The organism is Geobacter sp. 60473 (genome assembly GCF_036323535.1).
Lineage (GTDB): Bacteria > Desulfobacterota > Desulfuromonadia > Geobacterales > Geobacteraceae > Geobacter > Geobacter sulfurreducens.
In genome coordinates this window covers 2,166,658-2,185,548 of record NZ_AP028967.1, presented here as the reverse complement: position 1 = coordinate 2,185,548, position 18,891 = coordinate 2,166,658, and the positions used below count along the sequence as shown (strand labels likewise).

Below are 18,891 nucleotides of genomic sequence, written 5' to 3'. Positions count from 1 at the left end.
GAGCAATCACTCACTTGCAGGGTAAAAAAATTAGCGGAGCAGTTCCGCGAAATTGTCCCAGAGACGCGCTGCCTCGTCCCGGATATCAAAGGCGAAGCCGCTCATCGACCAGCGAATGGCGGTGAAGGAGATCATCCCCAGGAACGTCATGGCAGTCTCCCTGGGAGAGATCCCCTGACGGAACTCCCCTTCGGCAATCCCTGCGGCGATCACCCCCGCCAGAGTCTCCAGGTAGCTTCCGATCCAGATGGCCATTTTGCCGGCCAGTCGCCGGTCTCCCAGGTGAACCTCCTCGGAGAAAATGAAGCGGGGGATGCCCGGATTCTCGGCAATGAGGGCGAAATGACCGGTGAAGATCTGGTGCAGCTTTTCCACGGGCCGCTGGCTTCCCGCGGCGATCGTCGCCGCCCGTCCGGCCAGGGAGCCACCGATGAAGTCGGTCAGCGCCAGGTTTATTTCCAACTTGCCGCCGAAGTGGCGATAAATGTTCGACTCGCTCATACCTGCCGCCTCCGCGATGGCCGCGGTGGTCATGGCATTGGCGCCGCGCTCGCCAATGACCCGGAGCGATGCCTGGACGATCTCTTCCTTGCGGATGCGGGTACTTTTCTTGGGAATCATGGAACCGCCTCATGCGAGTATACACTCACATTAGCGGATGTGGGGGTGGCGTGTCAATGGGGAAAATGGGGTGAATGCAGAGGTCTTCATGCTGGCGCTGACCTTTGGATGGGTAACGTCCCCTTGTGTCGCAACGTGCTCCCGCATGTACTGTGGTGTGGAGGGCTGGGGGAGAAAAACCCGGCTATCCGATTAGACCTTATGGTTTAGTGTGTCGCACCGTAGTTTGATCTGCATGACGGGCTGATCGTCTTGGGTTGTTAACCAGCGCCCGGAAATGAATTGTCCGTTTTCTGACAGTGATCCGATGAAGTAAAGTTCTGGTCCGCGGATTATGAACTTACCTCTGTTGAAGACCACAGATGATGGGGTGAAAGTGCCGCTCTCGTCATAAGCATGGGCAAAAATTTCCTTTCTTATCGGATCAAAGCCGAAAAGTTCAATGCCGGCTTGCATCCCTTCCGGCATTTTGACTCTCCAGGTATGTAGGAGAAAGGTCTTGCTGCGGTTCCACTCGTACCGGTCTGTTCCTTTGAATTGCTTTCCTGCGGCAGGGCCCGACAACATCACGCCTGTCGTATGCCATGTTCCTGCCAGCGTTGCGAGTTTTTTTAGCGCTGTGGCTCTGTTGGTTGCCATGAGTTTGCCTCCTCAAGGTCTAAAGGGGTGCCCGGTTCGTGTGGCTTGCCCACATGTAACCGGCTGGTGTGTCTCGCCGATCCCGCGACGCAAGCCGTCATCTGTTTCCGGGACAGCAATAAGATGAACGTGATTCGGCATAAGGCAGTACGCCCAGATATCTACGCCACATTTCCGGCGCCATTCACCATCATCCGAGAGAAAGATGTCGCGGCGCTCTATGCCGCGAACGATCACGTGCTGCAAAAAATTAGGAATGTCAATTCGCGCTGATCGTGGCATTGGTAATGAGCTTACAGATAGTTACGTTGCTCTATTCAACAAATCAACAACGTCCCCTGAATCTCTGAATCTCTCCTTAGGTAATTATCAAACTTGGGCAACAAAAGTACTCGTGTAATTTTATCATTAAATGTCTCATGAGTTTCTACACTTGAAGCCAAGACGATCTCATTAGTTGATAGTAATATGATTAGAATAACTAGATATGTTGTAATTGGCATTATTGGTCCTCGTATCTGTATAGATCGGTTGAATCTTGCCCTGTCAGATAGCTCCATTCTTTTCTTATTGTCTGAATAAAAATTTTCTGTTTCTTCCAAAATCGAAAGTCACCCGCAGGAATTGGTTTAGCTTTTGTTCTTTCTTCTTTTGAGGTAATTTTTGGGAGTTCAATAGTACCATTAGGCAAAAATCTAAAAAGTACTTTTTTGTTCCAAAAAGCTCTCATCTCCCAAATGTCTTTCGCATTTCCAGAAAAATAATCCTCAAGTCCAAGTTCTCCCAAATTTCCATATCCGGGTTTATAGATAATAAAATCACAATTGTCTGAGTATGAGAATGGATGTATTAGAGTAGTGTGTGAATGAAAATAAAATGTTCCGTTTTTGTCGGTAAGAGTTTCACGAACCTCAATCACGTTTGTGTAACTGCCAGCCGGTGGGTTTAAGGTAGTTTTCTTGTAAACCGCTACAACTACAGCGCCTTCGACAGGTTCCTTGGTCTCGATGTCCACAACTTGTCCCTTGAACTCGGGTTTATGATAGATCAGCCAACTGCCATGAGCTGGTAGTGCGACAAGTTGCAGGATGGCAGCAATAATGACCAAAGTTGCAATACTCGGATTAAATAGTTTTGGCGCGTTCACCATGTTGTCCTCCTTGTGCCTGTTGCTCAGGTCAGAAACCTTGAATCTTCCAAAGGCCGTTCACGTCGCGGGTAAATATCACATCATAAGAGTAAAGCCCCTCGTTTTGTTCTGAAACCAATTCGTATTGACCTTGGTTGCCGATAATCGAGATGAGGTTGAACTCGCGTGCTGTTGAAGCAATTGAGGAGAGTTGGGCGCCCAGTGCATCGAACATTGTTTGATAGTAATTTTTTGAGGCGGTTAATATCGTTTCAATGGCGGTGAATTGGTCATTGTTTGCGAATCCGCTGAGGAGTGTCTGCCACTTGTTTTGCAATAGTCGATCAATCTGCAACTTTGACAACACGACAACCGTCACCGTATCCTTATGTACCAACCCGTCCGGCCCTATGGTGTCGTCGGTCAGGGTGTAGGTCCCTTCCGCGGGGAGCCTGACCGTGTATCTGGTTGGGGTGGCGCCGGGGAGTAATTCTACCGGAACGGGGCCGGTGTAGGTGTGGCCATGGGGTCAGGCTTGAAAGGTGTGGCCATGGGGTCAGGCTTGAAAGGTTGAAAGATAGCAATAACCTTTTCGCATGGCACGTAAACCGCCGAAGCACGGGGTGTGGCCGCATGGGCGATTCAGGCGTTCAGTAGTGCAACATTGACTGATCTTGCCAAGAAGTTCGTACGAGACGTCTCATTCATGAGTGCGGCAGTCATAAAGCTGGAATAGCGACTAAAATGGATTGAATAATTGCTGATAGACTAGGACGGGGGTATGAGCTTGAAGTTGCAAGTTGTCAAGCCTGACCCCATTTTCTTCCACTTTCTTCTATTAATATTTTCATATTTAATCCTTGAGGTGTCAATATCCAAGCCGTCTTCTTTCTTTGTCAAACATATTGTAAAGCAATGGCGAGTCTAACAGTTTGATATTATGTGAAAAAATATGTGCACTCATCCAAGACTGTTTTATGTCGTTTCGATTAATTGTTTTTGGTATTTCAATTACCCCGGTCGGCAAAAAACGGAAAAGCAGTTCCTTGTTCCAAAAAGCTCTCATCTCCCAAATGTCTTTCGCATTTCCAGAAAAATAATCCTCAAGTCCAAGTTCTCCCAAATTTCCATATCCGGGTTTATAGATAATAAAATCACAATTGTCTGAGTATGAGAATGGATGTATTAGAGTAGTGTATGAATGAAAATAAAATGTTCCGTTTTTGTCGGTAAGAGTTTCACGAACCTCAATCACGTTTGTGTAACTGCCAGCCGGTGGGTTTAAGGTAGTTTTCTTGTAAACCGCTACAACTACAGCGCCTTCGACAGGTTCCTTGGTCTCGATGTCCACAACTTGTCCCTTGAACTCGGGTTTATGATAGATCAGCCAACTGCCATGAGCTGGTAGTGCGACAAGTTGCAGGATGGCAGCAATAATGACCAAAGTTGCAATACTCGGATTAAATAGTTTTGGCGCGTTCACCATGTTGTCCTCCTTGTGCCTGTTGCTCAGGGAGGCCCCAAGGGAGGCCCCAAGGGACGTTGTTAATTTGTCGAATCCAGGAGGCCCCAAGGGACGTTGTTAATTTGTCGAATCCAGATGTGTATCGCACTGAAATTCTGCTGTCGACTCGATTCGGGCAAGAACTTCCTCGCCGCGTCTTCTGGCTATTGCGACGCCTGATCTTGTCATACCCAACACTCTCCCAACCTCTGCCCCGGTGTGGCCCTCTTCTACCGCGGTATAGCAAACGACCGCCCTCGCATCTAAAGTCCGCGGCAGACGAGACAACTGAGCAGGGGGAGCCTGTCGCCGAGAGCGGTAACTGTATCCAGGTACGAATTCCGGGGACACCACGAATTCTGTACGGATGGCCTACATGTCGTCCCACGAACAGGAACTGCCCGAAGGGTATTCGTTATTGTCGTAGATGACACCAGCTCCCCACCACATCTTCCGGCCTCTCATGTTGTACATGTAAGGATAGTAGTCGATGTCGTCGGGGCCGGTTTGATTCATGACCGCTGTGCCGGGATACTGGTGATCCTTGTCAATTACGTCCCAGGTATCGTTAGGGTCCCTTTTTAACCATTTTTCGTGTACTCCATAGCTAAAGGCATAATCAGAGAGGACAAATCCAATACGCAGGAGCCCACCGGGCAGTGATGGATAGTCTTCATAAATGTCGAATGCTGTCGGCGACGCTGGCACGGTGCTGCCTACAGGGGATATGTTGGCATATACGTAGCTTATGGTATGAGGGTAGACGTCCGAAAGGTCGGCGATGCCGTCATTGTTAGTGTCGACCGCGGCCACCGCCGCAGGGCTGCCCGAAGAGAGCCATGTGCCGTTAATGCAGGTGTAATCGGTGTTGTTGTACAGATCCACCGGTGTAGGCTCGGAAATGTCTTTGAGACCCACCGCCACGGCGTCGGCCTCCGCGCCGAGTTGTCCCCGGTATACGACCTGGAGATAGAGGTTGGTTGCCCACAGGGGGATGGGAGTTGCCGACAGGTCGAACACGAGCTCGACCGGTGCGTCCTTCGGGATGCTTGTTCTGCCGGTTTTCTCCGGGACGACGATGTAGCGGTACTCCGGCTCGATATCCACCGGTTCGGACCGGAACGGGTCTTCCAGCGCGAGCCGGTACCTTACGACCAGTTTGATTTGGCCGTTTGACATCAACTCGCCGGTGGAGGTGGTGTTTTTCGCCTTTACCCGCACTTCTTTCAATTCGAAGTCAAAGGGGTCGGTGACGCTGTACACTCCGCTGTCGGGGAGAGTGAGCTCGATGGTGCCGCGATGAAAATACGTCAGCATGGCCACCGAATAGCCGACGGCACGAGGGATGAGGTGTCTGGCATACTCTTCGAAACAGGTTTCATCCACAACGAATGAGCGCGTGAACTCCTCACCTTCGCCGAACTCCTGGAAATACTTTCTCGTATTGGGACCGGGCCGCGCCAGACAGTCGAGCTTTTCTCCCGACGTATTCCGTTTGGAAATCACGAAGGACTGGTATGTCTTCCCATCGACATCGGTGGTCGGGGCCGTGTTCAGAATATTGTCGACAAAAGCCTGGAGATTGGTCTCCTGTTTCCGGGGAGCTGGGAAGTAATGCTTATCGTCGGCAGACAGTCCTTCGGCGAACACTGTGTCTTCCGAAAAGAAGTTGGCATTGGTGTATTCCGCAAGGCCCTGGCTCAATGACGTCGAAGGTGTTTGTGAGCTCGCATAGCTGCGCGTGTCGGACAGGCGGGCCATGGGGACCTTGGACGGGTCTTCGAAGGAGACCGTCAGGTCGACGGTCACTTTGGGGATCGGGGTCGTAGCGAGGATTTTGTTGCTGATGATATCATCATGCGACTTCGCCCAGGTTTCCAGGCCATTCGTAATCCCCGCTCCGTCGAACACAGGGGTGTCGTTACGGACATGGTTGGGTTGGGACATGTCCTGGATCAGGTGCATCTGGTAGCCCAATCCCTTGAGCAGTTTGACCTGACAGTCATCCTTCACGCTCTGGGTCGGCGCCGTAAGGTAGTCGTAATAATGGCTGCGCACGGCTTGCCACGACCAGTCTTCCGAGCCTTTCCCAATCTGGTACGGCCCATCCTGTGCCCAGCGGATGGCGGAAATCCCGGTTTTAATGTCAGTGAGCCCGGCCTCGGCCAAGGGGCGGTTCGGAGCGTGGAAGTGGTTCAGCGAACGAGCTCTTCCGTTGGCGAACTGTATATGGTCACCGGAGTCCTCCAATTCGGACCCCATCTTGATCCATTCAAGGGCACGCAAACCCTTTATCGGTAAACCTAGAAAGTTAGCGTCTATGGGGTTGAAATGGAACTTGGCCGCATACTCGGTGATTGTTTTATGCGTTATCTTATCGTTCCAGCCGAACACTTCGGTGGAAGCGGCCAACAGCAGCGTGGCCAGAATTAGTCTGAATATCATAACCAGTTACTCCTCCGGCAGTAACATATTGGCTGGCATGCCCATTTCTCTCATTTCGATGTTGCTTTCTCGGATTAGATTTCTCATTTTTCCCCTGTGTTCAACGGCGCAGCTCGGAAATGAGACATGCCTATTTCGCCTTTCCTTCATGCTCAATCTCTTCAACCTGAAGGTGGCCTTGTCGCCTTGCCAAATAACCTTATCCTTAGGCCAAACATTCTTGAGGCCGCTCCACGGATTGGGCGTAACCTGCTCATATCCCGCCTTGAAGATGATCACATCCATCTCTTCGATCATGGTGAGCACCAGCAGCCCCAGTCCCGGTATGCTGAACTCGCCTTTCCCGTCGGTCAGCACCTCGTGGCTGTCGTAATAGGTGTGGCTCGCCCCGCCGGCGCCGGGATGCGCCTTGCTCCATTCGCCGAATACCACTGCACCTTCGATCGGTTTGCCGGTTTCGGCATCGATCACCTTACCCTCGTAAGGCCCGTCGATCCGCACGAAGTTGACGCAGCCGGTGCTGACGAGGAAAGCGGCGATGAGGATGAAGCAGTTGGTAACGCGTCGGGTTTGTTTCAGAAGTTGAGCAGCTTCCATATTCCATTCTCCTTGATGAAGTAGACGGGGTATCCGACCATCTTCTGTTCCCCGAGGAGGCCCAAGGGACGTTGTTAATTTGTCGAATCCAGACGTGTATCGTGCTGAAATTCTGCTGTCGACTCGATTCGGGCAAGAACTTCCTCGCCGCGTCTTCTGGCTATTGCGACGCCTGATCTTGTCATACCCAACACTCTCCCAACCTCTGCCCCGGTGTGGCCCTGACCTTCTACCGTGGTATAGCAAACGACCGCCCTCGCATCCAAAGTCCGCGGCAGACGAGACTTTGATGCTATGGCTTTCGGCGCGACTCCATATTGGTCGGCAATGGTCGCAGCAATCGATTCTATCGACATAGGACGTCGCAGTTGTTGGTGCAGGCATTCCTCGGTCTTCAGCTGTTCAACGAAATTTTCATCGCCAAGAATCCTTCTATCGCTGGCCGGACAGCCACCGCCGCTGGCTCCTGAACGCTTTCCGACAAGGTCCGGGCGCTCCCCCTGTAAAACACCATCGGCCATGAATTCGCGGTATGTGCGGCGTGATGCGGAGACTCCCGGCCCAAAATACCGCAGGACCTCGTTGATCCCCTGGCCCTCCAGAACAATCTTCCCCATCAGCATTGCATGGCCGGACCACGGGAAGGTGTCCAGCGCGCCCAGATCGGCAACAATACCAGCACGCAAAGGATTCAGATGGATATATCTCACCAGTTCCAGAAGGTACGAATCCTCATCGCACACGATCGACTTGTACCGATTCTGGAATAGATGCCCGGAGCGGTTGTGGCGCAGGTTGAACGAGACGGCGTAGCCAGTAAGGAGCCTCCGCATGAAGGGGGCAAGCGGGGTCCGTGTTGGCCGGAGCAAAAGATGGAAATGGTTCGACATCAACGACCACGCCAGGCAGTCAACATCCATCTCCAGCAGAAGCTTCTGAAGCCGATTCCGGAAGTCCCACCGATCATCATCCGAGAGAAAGATGTCGCGGCGCTCTATGCCGCGAGCGATCACGTGCTGCAAAAGATTAGGAATGTCAATTCGCGCTGATCGTGGCATTGGTAATGAACTTTCAGATAGTTATATTGCTCTATTCAACAAATCAACAACGTCCCCTGAATCTCCCTGTCTGAAATCAGGATCGTCAAGGCTATAGCCTATGAAAAGCGCTGTTTTGCTTATTAAAAGATTTGCTAAGAAGGTGGAAATAAGAGGATATCGATCCAAGAAGGAATCATAATCTTCTTCTTCAACAACAAGACGGTTTGGATGATGAATATCACCATGAAGTTTTAATAAGCTGACTTTCGGACCTTTGCTGTCTATTGCAAGTTGGTTCTCGTCTATTATGGGATGGCAGTATTTTCCGGCAATGGCATAGCCACGCTCTAGTAAAAACTCAAGATTTGTTGTTACTACAAGCTCAAAATGCAAGTCACAGAATGATCTATGAGCTTCACCCGGAGATGCTTTATCGACAAGTAAATATTCGTGTAATGCTTCTATTAATTTTGCACGTGAAATTCATGTGAGTACGCTGAAATGGCATCTATTGCGTTGGAATATTCATAGTCCTGCAATGAATCCTTAAGAGATTTTCCCAGATCGTCCCATAATGGCATACTTTTCCCGGCTGGAATGTCGGCGTTTTTTGAAAAGCCGGCACCAATAATAGGAACACACCTACTTTGAACGAGATCCTCAAGAAATGGCTTTGGAAAGTATTTAATGTAATCAGTCATAGTTTTCCTCTTTATTGGTGTCTAACGCGGTGAGCCTTCACCTGCCGGGTTTGGGGCAGGTGCAAGGCGTTGGTTATGCGCTCTTTTCTAGCTTTGCTTCTGCCAGTTTGCAGATAAAATTGTATCCCCACGTTCCAAGCACCGGGAGGGTTCCCCACTCATCTCTTTGTGCTTCTCGAATCGACTCGGCTCCACGGAGGATCATCGTTCCTGGCCCTCCTTGAGCAGATAGCAAAAGAGGAAGTTCAATATGATCTTCCTCCAAACGTCTCTCTCCGATTATTACTCCACCTGTCATTATTATCGCTTTTATATGCATATTGCCGAAGGCAATCAGAGGACAGTCCGCAATATCTTCACTTGTTGGAGGTTGGTTGCCTAGCCAGTCAAGCAGTCCTCCAAAAAATGCACGATTTTTTGAAGGGATTTCTGTTGCATTAACTTGAAGGACTCGACCACATGCATATTTCCCAGACGGCAGTGGGACGGACCAAAATTGTCCGGGACGTAAATATGCTGTCGACTTTGGTTCAAACGGGTATTTCATTTTTCTCTCGCATAACGGGGTGCCCTGTTGACCTGCCGTGGGCGTCTTTTTGCCCACGGTCACGGTCTGACAGGCTGGTTATACATTTCTCTTCCTGTTCCTAAAGTGTGATTCAGCAATACTCTCCGCCTGTTGTTGAGCAGTACCAATATCTCGAATAGAAGAGCATGAGTAGTCAGGGGTAGGACAACTGTAGACTATTCCTTGGTCTATATATCTTTTATCGTGTTTTGTGCAGTAGGGAATACCTGTTTCAATAGTGTTATCAGATAAAAGCTTAGTGCGCCATTCATACGTATCAACTTGGATCACTTCTGTATCAATAACTATTGGTTCGGTTAATTCGTACTTTCGTTTTGTTACTGACCATACAAGAAAGGACAATAATGTCATCATTAGTAGTAATATTGGGAATGTATACTGCAAGCTTATTAGGAATTTTACTTGGGCATAAAAAGTTACACACAGAGACGCGACTGTTGTCCCGAGGCCGTATCGAGAAAATAAAAATTGTATCATCTGTTTCAGAAACTCTTCAGCACTTTTTAGGACTACGGATAGCATTTGTTTGGTCCTTAATACTGTGGGTTTATTTGGTTTTTAAAGAATGGTCTAATTCAGGGTGACCGTAGTAAGGGTTACTCCATCAGATACCAGTAAGTTCTTAAAATTTAGCTGGCGAAGGGATGCCAATAGTTTTTGGTCATTTGCCAATCTTCTTCTTAAAGCACAGTTAATTTTCAGGGTGGTATTGCCCTTACCCTGAACAGAGACTGTGCTGCTAATTCCTTTATAATCAAGCTCCATCTCATAGGACTTTGCAAATTCTTTTCGCTCTTCGGCTTGCATTTTAGAGAGTTCTTGCTCCTCCAGTTTCATAAGAGCAGGGAGTTTGGTGTATAGCCGCTTAGCTTCTTTGTACTCGGGAGCTGTTTTAGGGATTGCATCAAGAAAAGTTTTAGCCTCACGAGGCAGTTCAGCTTTTATGAATCCTTTGGCGCGTTTAAGATTTTCAGCAGGGGTATTTTTGTTAACTATTTCATTTGCCATTGCTAACTGAATTGAAATGACCACGCAAATAATTGCTACAAATAATACTCTCATTCCTCTTTCCTCCTCTTGGGTAATTGTGCCCACTATGGAGCACTCAGATTTTATGGGTTTATTTCTTGGCATAACGTCACAAGGCTGACCGGCCATCAGGCCGGTCTTGCCGCTGGATACTATGTAAGGCCCCCCTTGGGCATACGGATTTTTGCCGTATGCTGGACTTTGCGAGAACCCATTCTCCAAAGGAGGCCTTACCCATGAGATTTTACACAAAAACTCACAAACACTACTGCGGAATCGATCTTCATGCGAAGAAAATGTTCCTCTGTATCCTGGATGCACAGGGCGAGGTGCTCCTGCACCGCAACATCTCAAGTTCGCCGGAGGCCTTTCTCAAAGCAGTCGCGCCTTTCCGTGATGGCTTGGTGGTCGGCGTGGAATGCATGTTTGCCTGGTACTGGCTTGCCGATCTCTGCCGTAAGGAAGGAATCGAATTTGTCTTGGGTCATGCCCTTTACATGAAAGCCGTCCACGGCGGGAAAGCGAAAAACGACAAGATCGATTCCCACAAGATCGCGGTGCTGTTACGCGGCGGCTCGTTCCCTGTTGCTTACGTCTACCCTCCGGAGATGCGCGCTACCCGCGATCTGCTGCGCCGTCGGACCCATATGGTACGAAAGAGGGCACAACTGTACGCTCACATCCACAATACAGCTACCCAGTACAATCTGCCGGAAATCGGCGTCCATCTTGCTGTTGAGAGCAACCGGCAAGGGGTAGACAAACACTTTCCCGACCCGCAGGTTCGAAAGATCGTGCAGGTCGATTTGGCAATGATCGATGCCTATGACGACGTTCTCAAAGCCCTGGAATGGGACATCGAGAAAACAGCCCGCCGTCATGACTGGCATACACTCCTGCTGCTGCGCTCTATCCACGGTGTCGGGCAAATCCTGGCCCTGGTGATGCTCTACGAGATCCACGACATCAATCGTTTTGAGTCGGTTCAGGATTTCGCCTCTTACTGCCGCTTAGTCAAATGCAGTCACGAATCAGCCGGGAAGAAGAAAGGCAGCGGCGGCGCCAAGATCGGCAATGCGCATCTGAAGTGGGCCTTTTCCGAAGCAGCCATGCTGTTCATCCGTTACAACCCGCCGGCCAAGAAGCTGGTGGAGAATCTGGCCAAGGTACATGGCAAGGGAAAGGCTATCGGAATCATAGCGCACAAGCTGGCGCGGGCGATCTATTACATGCTGAAAAATAACGTGCCGTTCAACTTGGAGAAGTTCATGGCAACAGCATAGAGCTGGAGGGGATGGAAGCAGCTACAACGTTCAACTGGAGCCACATGGGGCGAGCATGATCACGACCGTGAAAGATGAGTAACAGTGCGTCTTTGAACGCGAACCGGTCGATTGGCCGATGCCCGGATACCTGTCGCTTGGATTAGAGCTCCGTCCCGCTCCTTACATACATGAGTCGATTTCTTGCTGTTTCGGTGTGTTCTGCCCCTCGCCTGAGCCCGGCACTAACTGCGATTCTCCGTCAGGATTAATCCCGACGCTTTGAATGGGACGGCATGAGGGTACGGTACAGTTTCCAGGTCGCGAAGGTGATGCCTTCGCAGCCGCTGCCAATTGTAGTATCCGCAGCGGTGTGAACCTCGATAGGTGTTTGGTGCAGGACCTTTCCTTCTGGCAAAGGTTCCTGACTCTGATGATTCCGAAATGAAGTCAGAACAGAGAAACTGCTGATCCGATTCATTTAAAAAGCGATTCAAAATCGTCAGGGCTCTTTTTTGCCCTTGACGGACGGGGGCCTAATAAGGGTTGAACATTTTTCACCTCAAAAATCAGCAATACATTCGTCATCGAAGTCGTCATCATCTTCAGTGTTTGAATATTTTTCAGAAGAATATGCTCGCCAAGTGTCTTGTCCAAACTTTTCCGCCAAAGCTTGTCTTGCTAATCCAACATGAGTGAAAAATACACCCCGCTCTGAACGTCGTCTGCTAGTTCCTATATATCCTTCATTTTTCGCTTCTTCTAAGTGCTGTTTTTCAGCTTCCATAATTTTATCAAATGCTTCATTGATGATATCTACTAACGATTTTGATGTTTTGATGTCGAAATGTTCCAAATCCTCAAGTAACTCGTGATAATCTTCAAGTGAATCTTTATTCTCAGCAGGGAACATTGAGTCAAGAATATGCGCAAGTAAATCAACGTTGAGTGGGCTGTCTTTAGGTATGGTATTACTACCTATAATGTATTCAGCTCTATCAAGAAGTACTCTCTCAAATTCAAGATCCACAGTTTCAAGCAAGGCAGAAACTCTATGTATAGAACGTCGCACTGGGGCGGGTACGCTAGTTTCACGTTTATATTGAAGGTGATGTGAGGCTGCTGCCCATATATGTTGGGCAAGCGTCCGAATTTGTATCTCTGCTTTTAAAGTTGCGAACTCTTTAAGTGATGGAATTTGTAGCCAACCTTCTGGCAAAGCAATTACTAGGTGAAAAGATTGATAACCAAATTGGTCTTCATGTAGTCTTTCAATTGTATCTTCACGCTCTAATAGTTTGAAAGTATTGCAAATTAAATCACAAGTTTTTTCAACATCTCTTCTGAACAACAACATTAGACGAATGCCAATAAGATCATTCATGTCAGAAACTTTTTTTAGTTCTACATTTTTTCTTTCAATTTTATCTGCTATCGACTCCCAAGCCTTGATTCTTTGCTCAATACGAACACCAAGAGGGATTTGATTTTCTTTAAGAACATGTTCAATCTGTTCACACAAAGATGAAGCATATCTCTTGGCTAAGCCTTCGATTGCTCGATACTCCTTCTGAAGACTCTCAAGCGAAGATTTCATTATTTACTCCTTTGTTCAACGGGGTGCCCGGTTCACCGGCCTCAAGGCCGCGTGTAACCGGCTGGTTGGCCATCGCTTATTCTCCGTGGACCTCATCTTGGACTACTGATTGATATAGGTCGTGGAGCATTTCGCCGACTTCGCTGTTCAGATTTGATTTCTCTCCGTTCTTTGCAAAGTAAAGTTGCAGTGTTCCTTTTTCAGGTGTGTTTTCAATAGCTTTTACGCCATCAAGAACGCAGAGAAAGTTGAATAGTGTGAAATGAACTGTATCGGTGATGATGTCTTCTACTCTTTGCCTTTCTGTCTCCGGCAATGTGTTGAACCATTCAGAATTCCTCTTCAGTTTTGCTCGAGGTCTCCGTCCCGGAGGTGATGTGAGAAGCTCCTTCATTCCGCGGATGCTCGAATCGTGAACTGCGATTTTAATCGCAGCAATGAATTCTTCTTGAGTCATCTCTTTCTCCATTTGGCCAACGGTGCAAGGCTGACCCACGGAGCGTTAGCGAAGATGGGTCTAGCCGTGGGTTATGCCGTCTCAGTAATCGATTCCAGGGGCACCGGACTGGCAAGCAGGGCAGCGCCTTTCATGCATATCGGAGCCATTAGCGCCATACGCGTGGCCACACAGTCCACACTCCACGCGGTACGCTCGCTGAAGATGATCCGTTCCCGGCCTATCTCGGTGGCCAGTACAGATCTGGCTATTTCTGTTGATGTATCCGATTTTGACAGACTCGCCTTTTCCGCTTTTCCATTCGCTTTCTGGTGTCTCAATTTGCACTTTTCGTAGTTCTGCCCATTCCGCCGGAGTTGGCTTGTCCCCTCTTGAGGTCAATTCCAGGTCCTCATTTTTTGCCGAGTAGTGAACTAAACCACCGAACGTTGTGTCGATCATGACGCCATGCTCCATGTATGCCCACTGCTCTTTCGGGAAAAGGGAGTTGTACTGGTCATCGTCAGCAGAGAATACGACAATGCCTTTGTTCTCTCCACCAAGCTTCACTCGGTCCCACATGCACACTTTTTCGCCGTTTGAGTAGTTCATTTTTTTTCCTCTGCATAACTCGTTATTAATAGGTTTTCCTATATAAGAAACATGTTTCCTATATAGGATGCTTGTCACCTATATAGGAAACCACTTTGGCGTCTTATATAGGAAACATACATCCATTTGCTATCATCACTAAAATCCTCTCAGAGTCCTCGCTTCAAACTCTGTAGCTTGAATCAGCCGATAGGTCAACCGGCCACAATTATGCCAGCGAATCCAATTGCTGCGCGAAGGGGATTACCGGTCACCGCACGACTCAATCCCCCTCCACACCACTAACACCCTTTCATAAAACAATTGTCATCCCCGTTCAATCAGGAAAACCCCTATACTCCGCGGTTGTGAGCCTCGTTTCAGGAGATTATGTAACCAGAGCCGTTTCGATGACCTTGATGGATGCAGGCTGCGTAAGGAGCGCGGTCTCCACGGGGTCAAAACTAGATGTTTTTGCAAAAATGCAAAAATAACTGGATTTTTTTATGGTGTTTACATACTATTCTCCGTGACTCCGCACAGATGGAAGAGGCCCCATGCGCCGGTATCTGTTCAGCTTCATGACCAATCTAAAACTTCGCTGGAAGATGCTGGTGCTGGTGATGCCGCTGGTGATCATTCCCATTTTCGTGGTGGGCGGGGTGATCGGCTACATCTCCACCAAGCAGGCCTACCGGGGGATCACCCAGACCTCCCGGGACGACCTGGAGCACATGGCCAGCTTCACCATCGATCTCCTCAATTCCCACTACCAGCAGTTCCAGGTCTACAAGCAGGACAAGATGCGGACCGTTCACCTGGAACTGGCCACCCTCACCAATCTTTCCTACAACCTGGTCGAGGCCCAGAATCGCCAGTACCGGGCCGGCAAGGTCGATCTGCTGACCGCCAAGGAGGAGGCCCGCAAGGCCCTCAAGCGGGTCAGCGTCGGCATGACCGGCTATATCTACGCCATGACCACCAAGGGACTGCTGGAAGTCCACGTGGCGCGGGAAGGGGAGAACGTCTACAACGAGAAGGACGAGAACGGCCGCCCCTTCATCCGGATCATGTGCGAGAACGCGCTCAAGGCCAAGCCGGGGGAGGTGCTCTTCATCGTCTATCCCTGGCGCAACGAGGTGCTGGGAGACAAGTACCCCCGCAAGAAGGTGGTGGCTTACCGGTACTTTCCCGAGTGGGACTGGATCATCGCGTCGGGCGGTTATCTCGAGGAGACCTATGAGGATGTGGCCTTCGAGCGCCGCTCCTTTGCCGAGTTGAAGGAAAAGATCCGCAGCAAGAAGGTGGGGGAGACCGGCTACATCTTCTGCATGGATGACACGGGGACCTTTACCATCCACCCCTCGGGCGAGGGGCAGAATTTCCTCAATGCGGTCGACTCCAGCGGCAACAAGTTCATCAAGGAGATGGTTGAGAAGAAGCGCGGGTGGATTCGCTACCCCTGGCGCAACAAGGGAGACGCGTCACCGCGGATGAAGCTCGTGCGCTACGACTACTTCAAGCCCTGGGGATGGATCGTGGCAGTCGGGTCCTATGAGGACGAGTTCTACCGGGAAGCCAACAAGATCCGGGGGCGCATCGTCACCACCATGACGCTGCTGACCATTCTCACCGGCCTCGTGGCAACGGGGCTGGTCTTCCTCGCGGCCAAGGTGTTCACCGACCCCATCAACTACATGATCGACGTGATCAGAAAGGTAAAGAAGGGGCGTCTGGACGAGCAGATGGAGGTTGACACCGGCGATGAGCTGGGCGAGCTTGCCGGCGCCTTCAACCGGATGACCACCATCATCCGCCAGAACAAGGAGATGGAGGCGAGCCTGGCTCAGCAGGGGAAGATGGCATCGCTCGGCGTCCTCTCTTCGGGCGTTGCCCATGAGATCAATAACCCCCTGGGGGTGATCCTCGGCTATGCCTCGTACCTGGAGTCGAAGATCACCGAAGGGGACCCGACCTACAAATATATCCACGAGATCAAGCGCGAGAGCAAGCGGTGCAAGAAGATCGTCCAGGATCTCCTCTCCTACGCCCGGACCCCCAAGCCCGCCCTGGAGCCCACCGACATCAACGACCTCCTGGGTCAGATCGTGGGGTTTGCCGCCAACCACACCGACATGCACCACGTGACCGTGGTCCGGGAGTTCGCGCCCGACTTGCCGCCGGTCATGGCCGACGGCGACCAGATCCGCCAGGTGGCCATCAACCTGATCCTCAATGCCGGCTCCGCCATGACCGCCGGCGGCGTCCTCACCGTCCGGACGTTCCTGGACCAGGAGCAGTACGTGAACATCGTGTTCAGCGACACCGGCTGCGGCATCCCCCGCGAGGATCAGGAGCGGATCTTCGAGCCGTTCTTCACCACCAAGACCAAGGGGACCGGCCTGGGGCTCGCCATTACGCGCCAGATCGTGGAGATGCACCACGGCCGCATCGCCATCGACAGCGAGGTGGGGCGCGGCACCGACGTTACCGTGCGTCTGCCCCTGGAGCCGGAAGAGCTGTAGCGTTCATTACCGTTGAGAGGTGCCGATCATGTCAGACAAAAAGCGCATCATGCTTATCGATAACGAAGAAGGGCTCTGCCGCATGATGGAGGCGGTGCTCGCCGACAGCGGCTATGCCGTGAAGGGGTATACCCGTTCCTTCGAGGCGGTGGAGGAGTTCAAGGCCGGCGACTGGGACCTGGTGGTGAGCGACATCAAGATGCCCGGCATGGACGGTCTTGAGGTGCTCCAGCGGATCAAGGCCAAGGATCCCCTTGTCCCGGTCATCATGATCACCGCCTACGCCACGGTGGAGACCTCGATCCAGGCGCTCCGGCGCGGGGCCTACGACATGGTCACCAAGCCCTTCGAGCCCGAGGAGCTCCTCTACCGGGTCAAGAACGCCCTCAAGCACACCCAGCTTCTGGAAGAGAACCGGGAACTGCGGGAAGAGCTGGTGGGCAAGTTCCGCTTCGACAACATCATCGGCGCATCCACCGGGCTCAAGGAGGTGCTGGACAAGGTGGAGAAGATCGCCATCCGCGACACGTCGGTCCTGATCACCGGCGAGTCCGGGACCGGCAAGGAGCTCATCGCCCAGGCCATCCATTACAATTCGCTGCGCAAGGAAAAGAAGTTCGTGGCCATCAACTGCGGGGCGCTGCCCGAATCGCTGCTGGAGAGCGAGCTGTTCGGCTACCGCAAGGGGGCCTTTACCGGCGCCAAGGAGAACCGCCAGGGGCTCCTGGAGGCGGCCGACGGCGGCACGCTTTTCCTGGACGAGGCGGGCAACCTCCCCATGAACGTCCAGAAGACGCTGCTCCGCTTTCTCCAGGAGCAGGAGTTTCTGCGCATCGGCGACACCACCCCCACCAAGGTCGACGTGCGGATCATCTCCGCCACCAATGCCGAGCTGAAGGAGGCGGTCAAGAGCGGTGCCTTCCGCGAAGACCTCTACTACCGGCTCAACGTGCTGAATCTTCATCTGCCCCCCCTGCGGGAGCGGCGGGCCGACATCCCGCTGCTGGCGGCCCACTTCATCACGCTGCAGAACAAAAAATTCGGCACCGCCATCAAGGGGCTCGCCCCGGACGCCCTGGAGGCGGTCATGGAGTTCTCCTGGCCCGGGAACATCCGCCAGCTCAAGAACGTGATCGAGGCCTGCACCGCCATGGAAAACGGCGACTATCTCTCGCTTCCGGTCCTCTCCCAGTTCATCGAGATCCCCCTCCTCGCGGGCGGGGACGAGGAGGGCGTTGCCGGCGAGCTGGAAGAGAGCGACTACTCCCAGGCCCTGTCGCGCTTCGAGATCGACTATCTGAAGGGGCTCCTGCGCAAAAATCACGGCAACGTGGAGGCGGCAGCCCGCGATGCGGGGATGAACATGGCCACCATCTACCGCAAGCTCAAGAAGTACAATATCCGCCGTGAAGACTACGTCTGACGGCCCGTGGGTGCCCCTCGGGGGCGCTCTCCCCTGCCGGCCGCACGATGACGTTCACTCCGTTCTCACCGTTGAGACGGGTTTGCATTTCTGCAAAACCTTCTGCCGCGGCCGTTGCAGCCCTGCAATCCTTTACGCCGATAACCGGAACGCCCTGAAATCATGAGGTATTGTCGGGACGTCCGCTGCCGGCGGCACCCCCCTGCCGTCTCCGTAACCTCTCCGGCGCTCCCGGTACCCTCGCACGACTGCAAAAACGACGTTCTAGCCTGTTCCTCCCAAATGCTCCCCATGGTTCCCATTGTCATGGGTAACCTATTGAAAATACAAACTTAAAAAAACAATAAAAGCCTATTCACGTAATTGGTATACAGGTTGCTCTAGGGATAGGCAGTTACTCCTTCATTGCATGGGACAGGGTCGGGGATGGTGACGACCAGATGATCCGGCTCTCATCCCATGCGCGTCAATCGGACCGGACACGGTTTAAGAGATAGAGGTATCCATGAAGGACGGAATAGTCTGCCCCTTCTACGGTAAGAGCGATGACATCTGCGATGTGGGTTGCGGGTACATCTCGCCCCACGACGTCAACATGATCATCAAGTTCTGCAGTTGCCGCTACCGCGAGTGCATGAAGTACCAGGAACTGGCCGAGCGGTTTCCCCACGACATCCTCACACCCGTCAAGTGTTGACCATACAAGGAGGAAGACACCATGCTGTACAACATGAGCCTGTATCTCCACGGACCGTACATTCTC

General features: G+C 51.5%; 19 protein-coding genes. 4 read left to right on the top strand and 15 right to left on the bottom strand.

Features of this window, described 5'->3' with window-relative positions:
* Window positions 1-30: 30 nt before the first annotated feature.
* From AABA48_RS09855 to AABA48_RS09800, 12 genes are all read right to left on the bottom strand, one after another.
* On the bottom strand, window positions 31-621 hold the full coding sequence (locus tag AABA48_RS09855; RefSeq protein ID WP_286350309.1) for a TetR/AcrR family transcriptional regulator: 591 nt from the start codon (window positions 619-621) through the stop codon (window positions 31-33).
* Between the two features lie 192 nt (window positions 622-813).
* Window positions 814-1,260 (bottom strand): DUF1579 family protein, encoded by a 447-nt coding sequence (locus tag AABA48_RS09850; RefSeq protein WP_286350308.1) that lies wholly within the window; start codon window positions 1,258-1,260, stop codon window positions 814-816.
* Between the two features lie 502 nt (window positions 1,261-1,762).
* Window positions 1,763-2,410 (bottom strand): carboxypeptidase-like regulatory domain-containing protein, encoded by a 648-nt coding sequence (locus tag AABA48_RS09845; RefSeq protein ID WP_286350307.1) that lies wholly within the window; start codon window positions 2,408-2,410, stop codon window positions 1,763-1,765.
* Window positions 2,411-2,438: 28 nt separating this feature from the next.
* A complete protein-coding gene (locus AABA48_RS09840) occupies window positions 2,439-2,768 on the bottom strand; it encodes a hypothetical protein (RefSeq protein WP_286350306.1) in 330 nt (109 codons plus the stop codon).
* A 489-nt stretch (window positions 2,769-3,257) separates the two neighbouring features.
* Window positions 3,258-3,875: a carboxypeptidase-like regulatory domain-containing protein gene (locus AABA48_RS09835; RefSeq protein ID WP_286350305.1), complete on the bottom strand. Its 618-nt coding sequence runs from the start codon at window positions 3,873-3,875 to the stop codon at window positions 3,258-3,260.
* A gap of 390 nt (window positions 3,876-4,265) precedes the next feature.
* Window positions 4,266-6,338, bottom strand: a complete 2,073-nt coding sequence (locus tag AABA48_RS09830; protein WP_286350304.1) for a hypothetical protein — start codon at window positions 6,336-6,338, stop codon at window positions 4,266-4,268.
* Between the two features lie 6 nt (window positions 6,339-6,344).
* On the bottom strand, window positions 6,345-6,935 hold the full coding sequence (locus tag AABA48_RS09825; RefSeq protein WP_286350303.1) for a carboxypeptidase-like regulatory domain-containing protein: 591 nt from the start codon (window positions 6,933-6,935) through the stop codon (window positions 6,345-6,347).
* A gap of 74 nt (window positions 6,936-7,009) precedes the next feature.
* Window positions 7,010-7,993: a transposase gene (locus AABA48_RS09820; RefSeq protein ID WP_286350302.1), complete on the bottom strand. Its 984-nt coding sequence runs from the start codon at window positions 7,991-7,993 to the stop codon at window positions 7,010-7,012.
* A gap of 21 nt (window positions 7,994-8,014) precedes the next feature.
* Window positions 8,015-8,368, bottom strand: coding sequence for an SIR2 family NAD-dependent protein deacylase (locus AABA48_RS09815; protein ID WP_338270092.1), 354 nt, complete (start codon window positions 8,366-8,368; stop codon window positions 8,015-8,017).
* A gap of 71 nt (window positions 8,369-8,439) precedes the next feature.
* A complete protein-coding gene (locus AABA48_RS09810) occupies window positions 8,440-8,676 on the bottom strand; it encodes a hypothetical protein (RefSeq protein WP_286350300.1) in 237 nt (78 codons plus the stop codon).
* Window positions 8,677-8,749: 73 nt separating this feature from the next.
* The gene (locus tag AABA48_RS09805) at window positions 8,750-9,223 is read right to left on the bottom strand and encodes an Imm26 family immunity protein (protein WP_286350299.1); all 474 of its coding nucleotides are present in this window, start codon (window positions 9,221-9,223) and stop codon (window positions 8,750-8,752) included.
* A gap of 612 nt (window positions 9,224-9,835) precedes the next feature.
* Window positions 9,836-10,327, bottom strand: coding sequence for a hypothetical protein (locus AABA48_RS09800; RefSeq protein ID WP_286350298.1), 492 nt, complete (start codon window positions 10,325-10,327; stop codon window positions 9,836-9,838).
* Between the two features lie 203 nt (window positions 10,328-10,530).
* Between AABA48_RS09800 and AABA48_RS09795 the strand changes: the two genes are divergently transcribed.
* Window positions 10,531-11,577, top strand: coding sequence for an IS110 family transposase (locus tag AABA48_RS09795; protein WP_338270090.1), 1,047 nt, complete (start codon window positions 10,531-10,533; stop codon window positions 11,575-11,577).
* A 541-nt stretch (window positions 11,578-12,118) separates the two neighbouring features.
* Here AABA48_RS09795 and AABA48_RS09790 read toward each other — a convergent pair.
* The 3 genes from AABA48_RS09790 to AABA48_RS09780 all read right to left on the bottom strand — a co-directional run bounded on the left by AABA48_RS09790 (window position 12,119) and on the right by AABA48_RS09780 (window position 14,201).
* Window positions 12,119-13,153, bottom strand: a complete 1,035-nt coding sequence (locus AABA48_RS09790) for a GTP pyrophosphokinase (RefSeq protein WP_286350297.1) — start codon at window positions 13,151-13,153, stop codon at window positions 12,119-12,121.
* 76 nt (window positions 13,154-13,229) lie between these two features.
* Window positions 13,230-13,610: a hypothetical protein gene (locus tag AABA48_RS09785; protein WP_286350296.1), complete on the bottom strand. Its 381-nt coding sequence runs from the start codon at window positions 13,608-13,610 to the stop codon at window positions 13,230-13,232.
* A gap of 81 nt (window positions 13,611-13,691) precedes the next feature.
* On the bottom strand, window positions 13,692-14,201 hold the full coding sequence (locus tag AABA48_RS09780; protein WP_286350295.1) for a hypothetical protein: 510 nt from the start codon (window positions 14,199-14,201) through the stop codon (window positions 13,692-13,694).
* Window positions 14,202-14,737: 536 nt separating this feature from the next.
* On the opposite strand from AABA48_RS09780, the gene AABA48_RS09775 reads away from it, so the two are divergent.
* The 3 genes from AABA48_RS09775 (at window position 14,738) to AABA48_RS09765 (ending at window position 18,825) form a co-directional block, all read left to right on the top strand.
* A complete protein-coding gene (locus tag AABA48_RS09775; RefSeq protein WP_286350294.1) occupies window positions 14,738-16,705 on the top strand; it encodes a sensor histidine kinase in 1,968 nt (655 codons plus the stop codon).
* 28 nt (window positions 16,706-16,733) lie between these two features.
* Window positions 16,734-18,128: a sigma-54-dependent transcriptional regulator gene (locus AABA48_RS09770; RefSeq protein WP_286350293.1), complete on the top strand. Its 1,395-nt coding sequence runs from the start codon at window positions 16,734-16,736 to the stop codon at window positions 18,126-18,128.
* A gap of 505 nt (window positions 18,129-18,633) precedes the next feature.
* A complete protein-coding gene (locus tag AABA48_RS09765; protein WP_010941632.1) occupies window positions 18,634-18,825 on the top strand; it encodes a hypothetical protein in 192 nt (63 codons plus the stop codon).
* Window positions 18,826-18,891 lie beyond the last annotated feature (66 nt).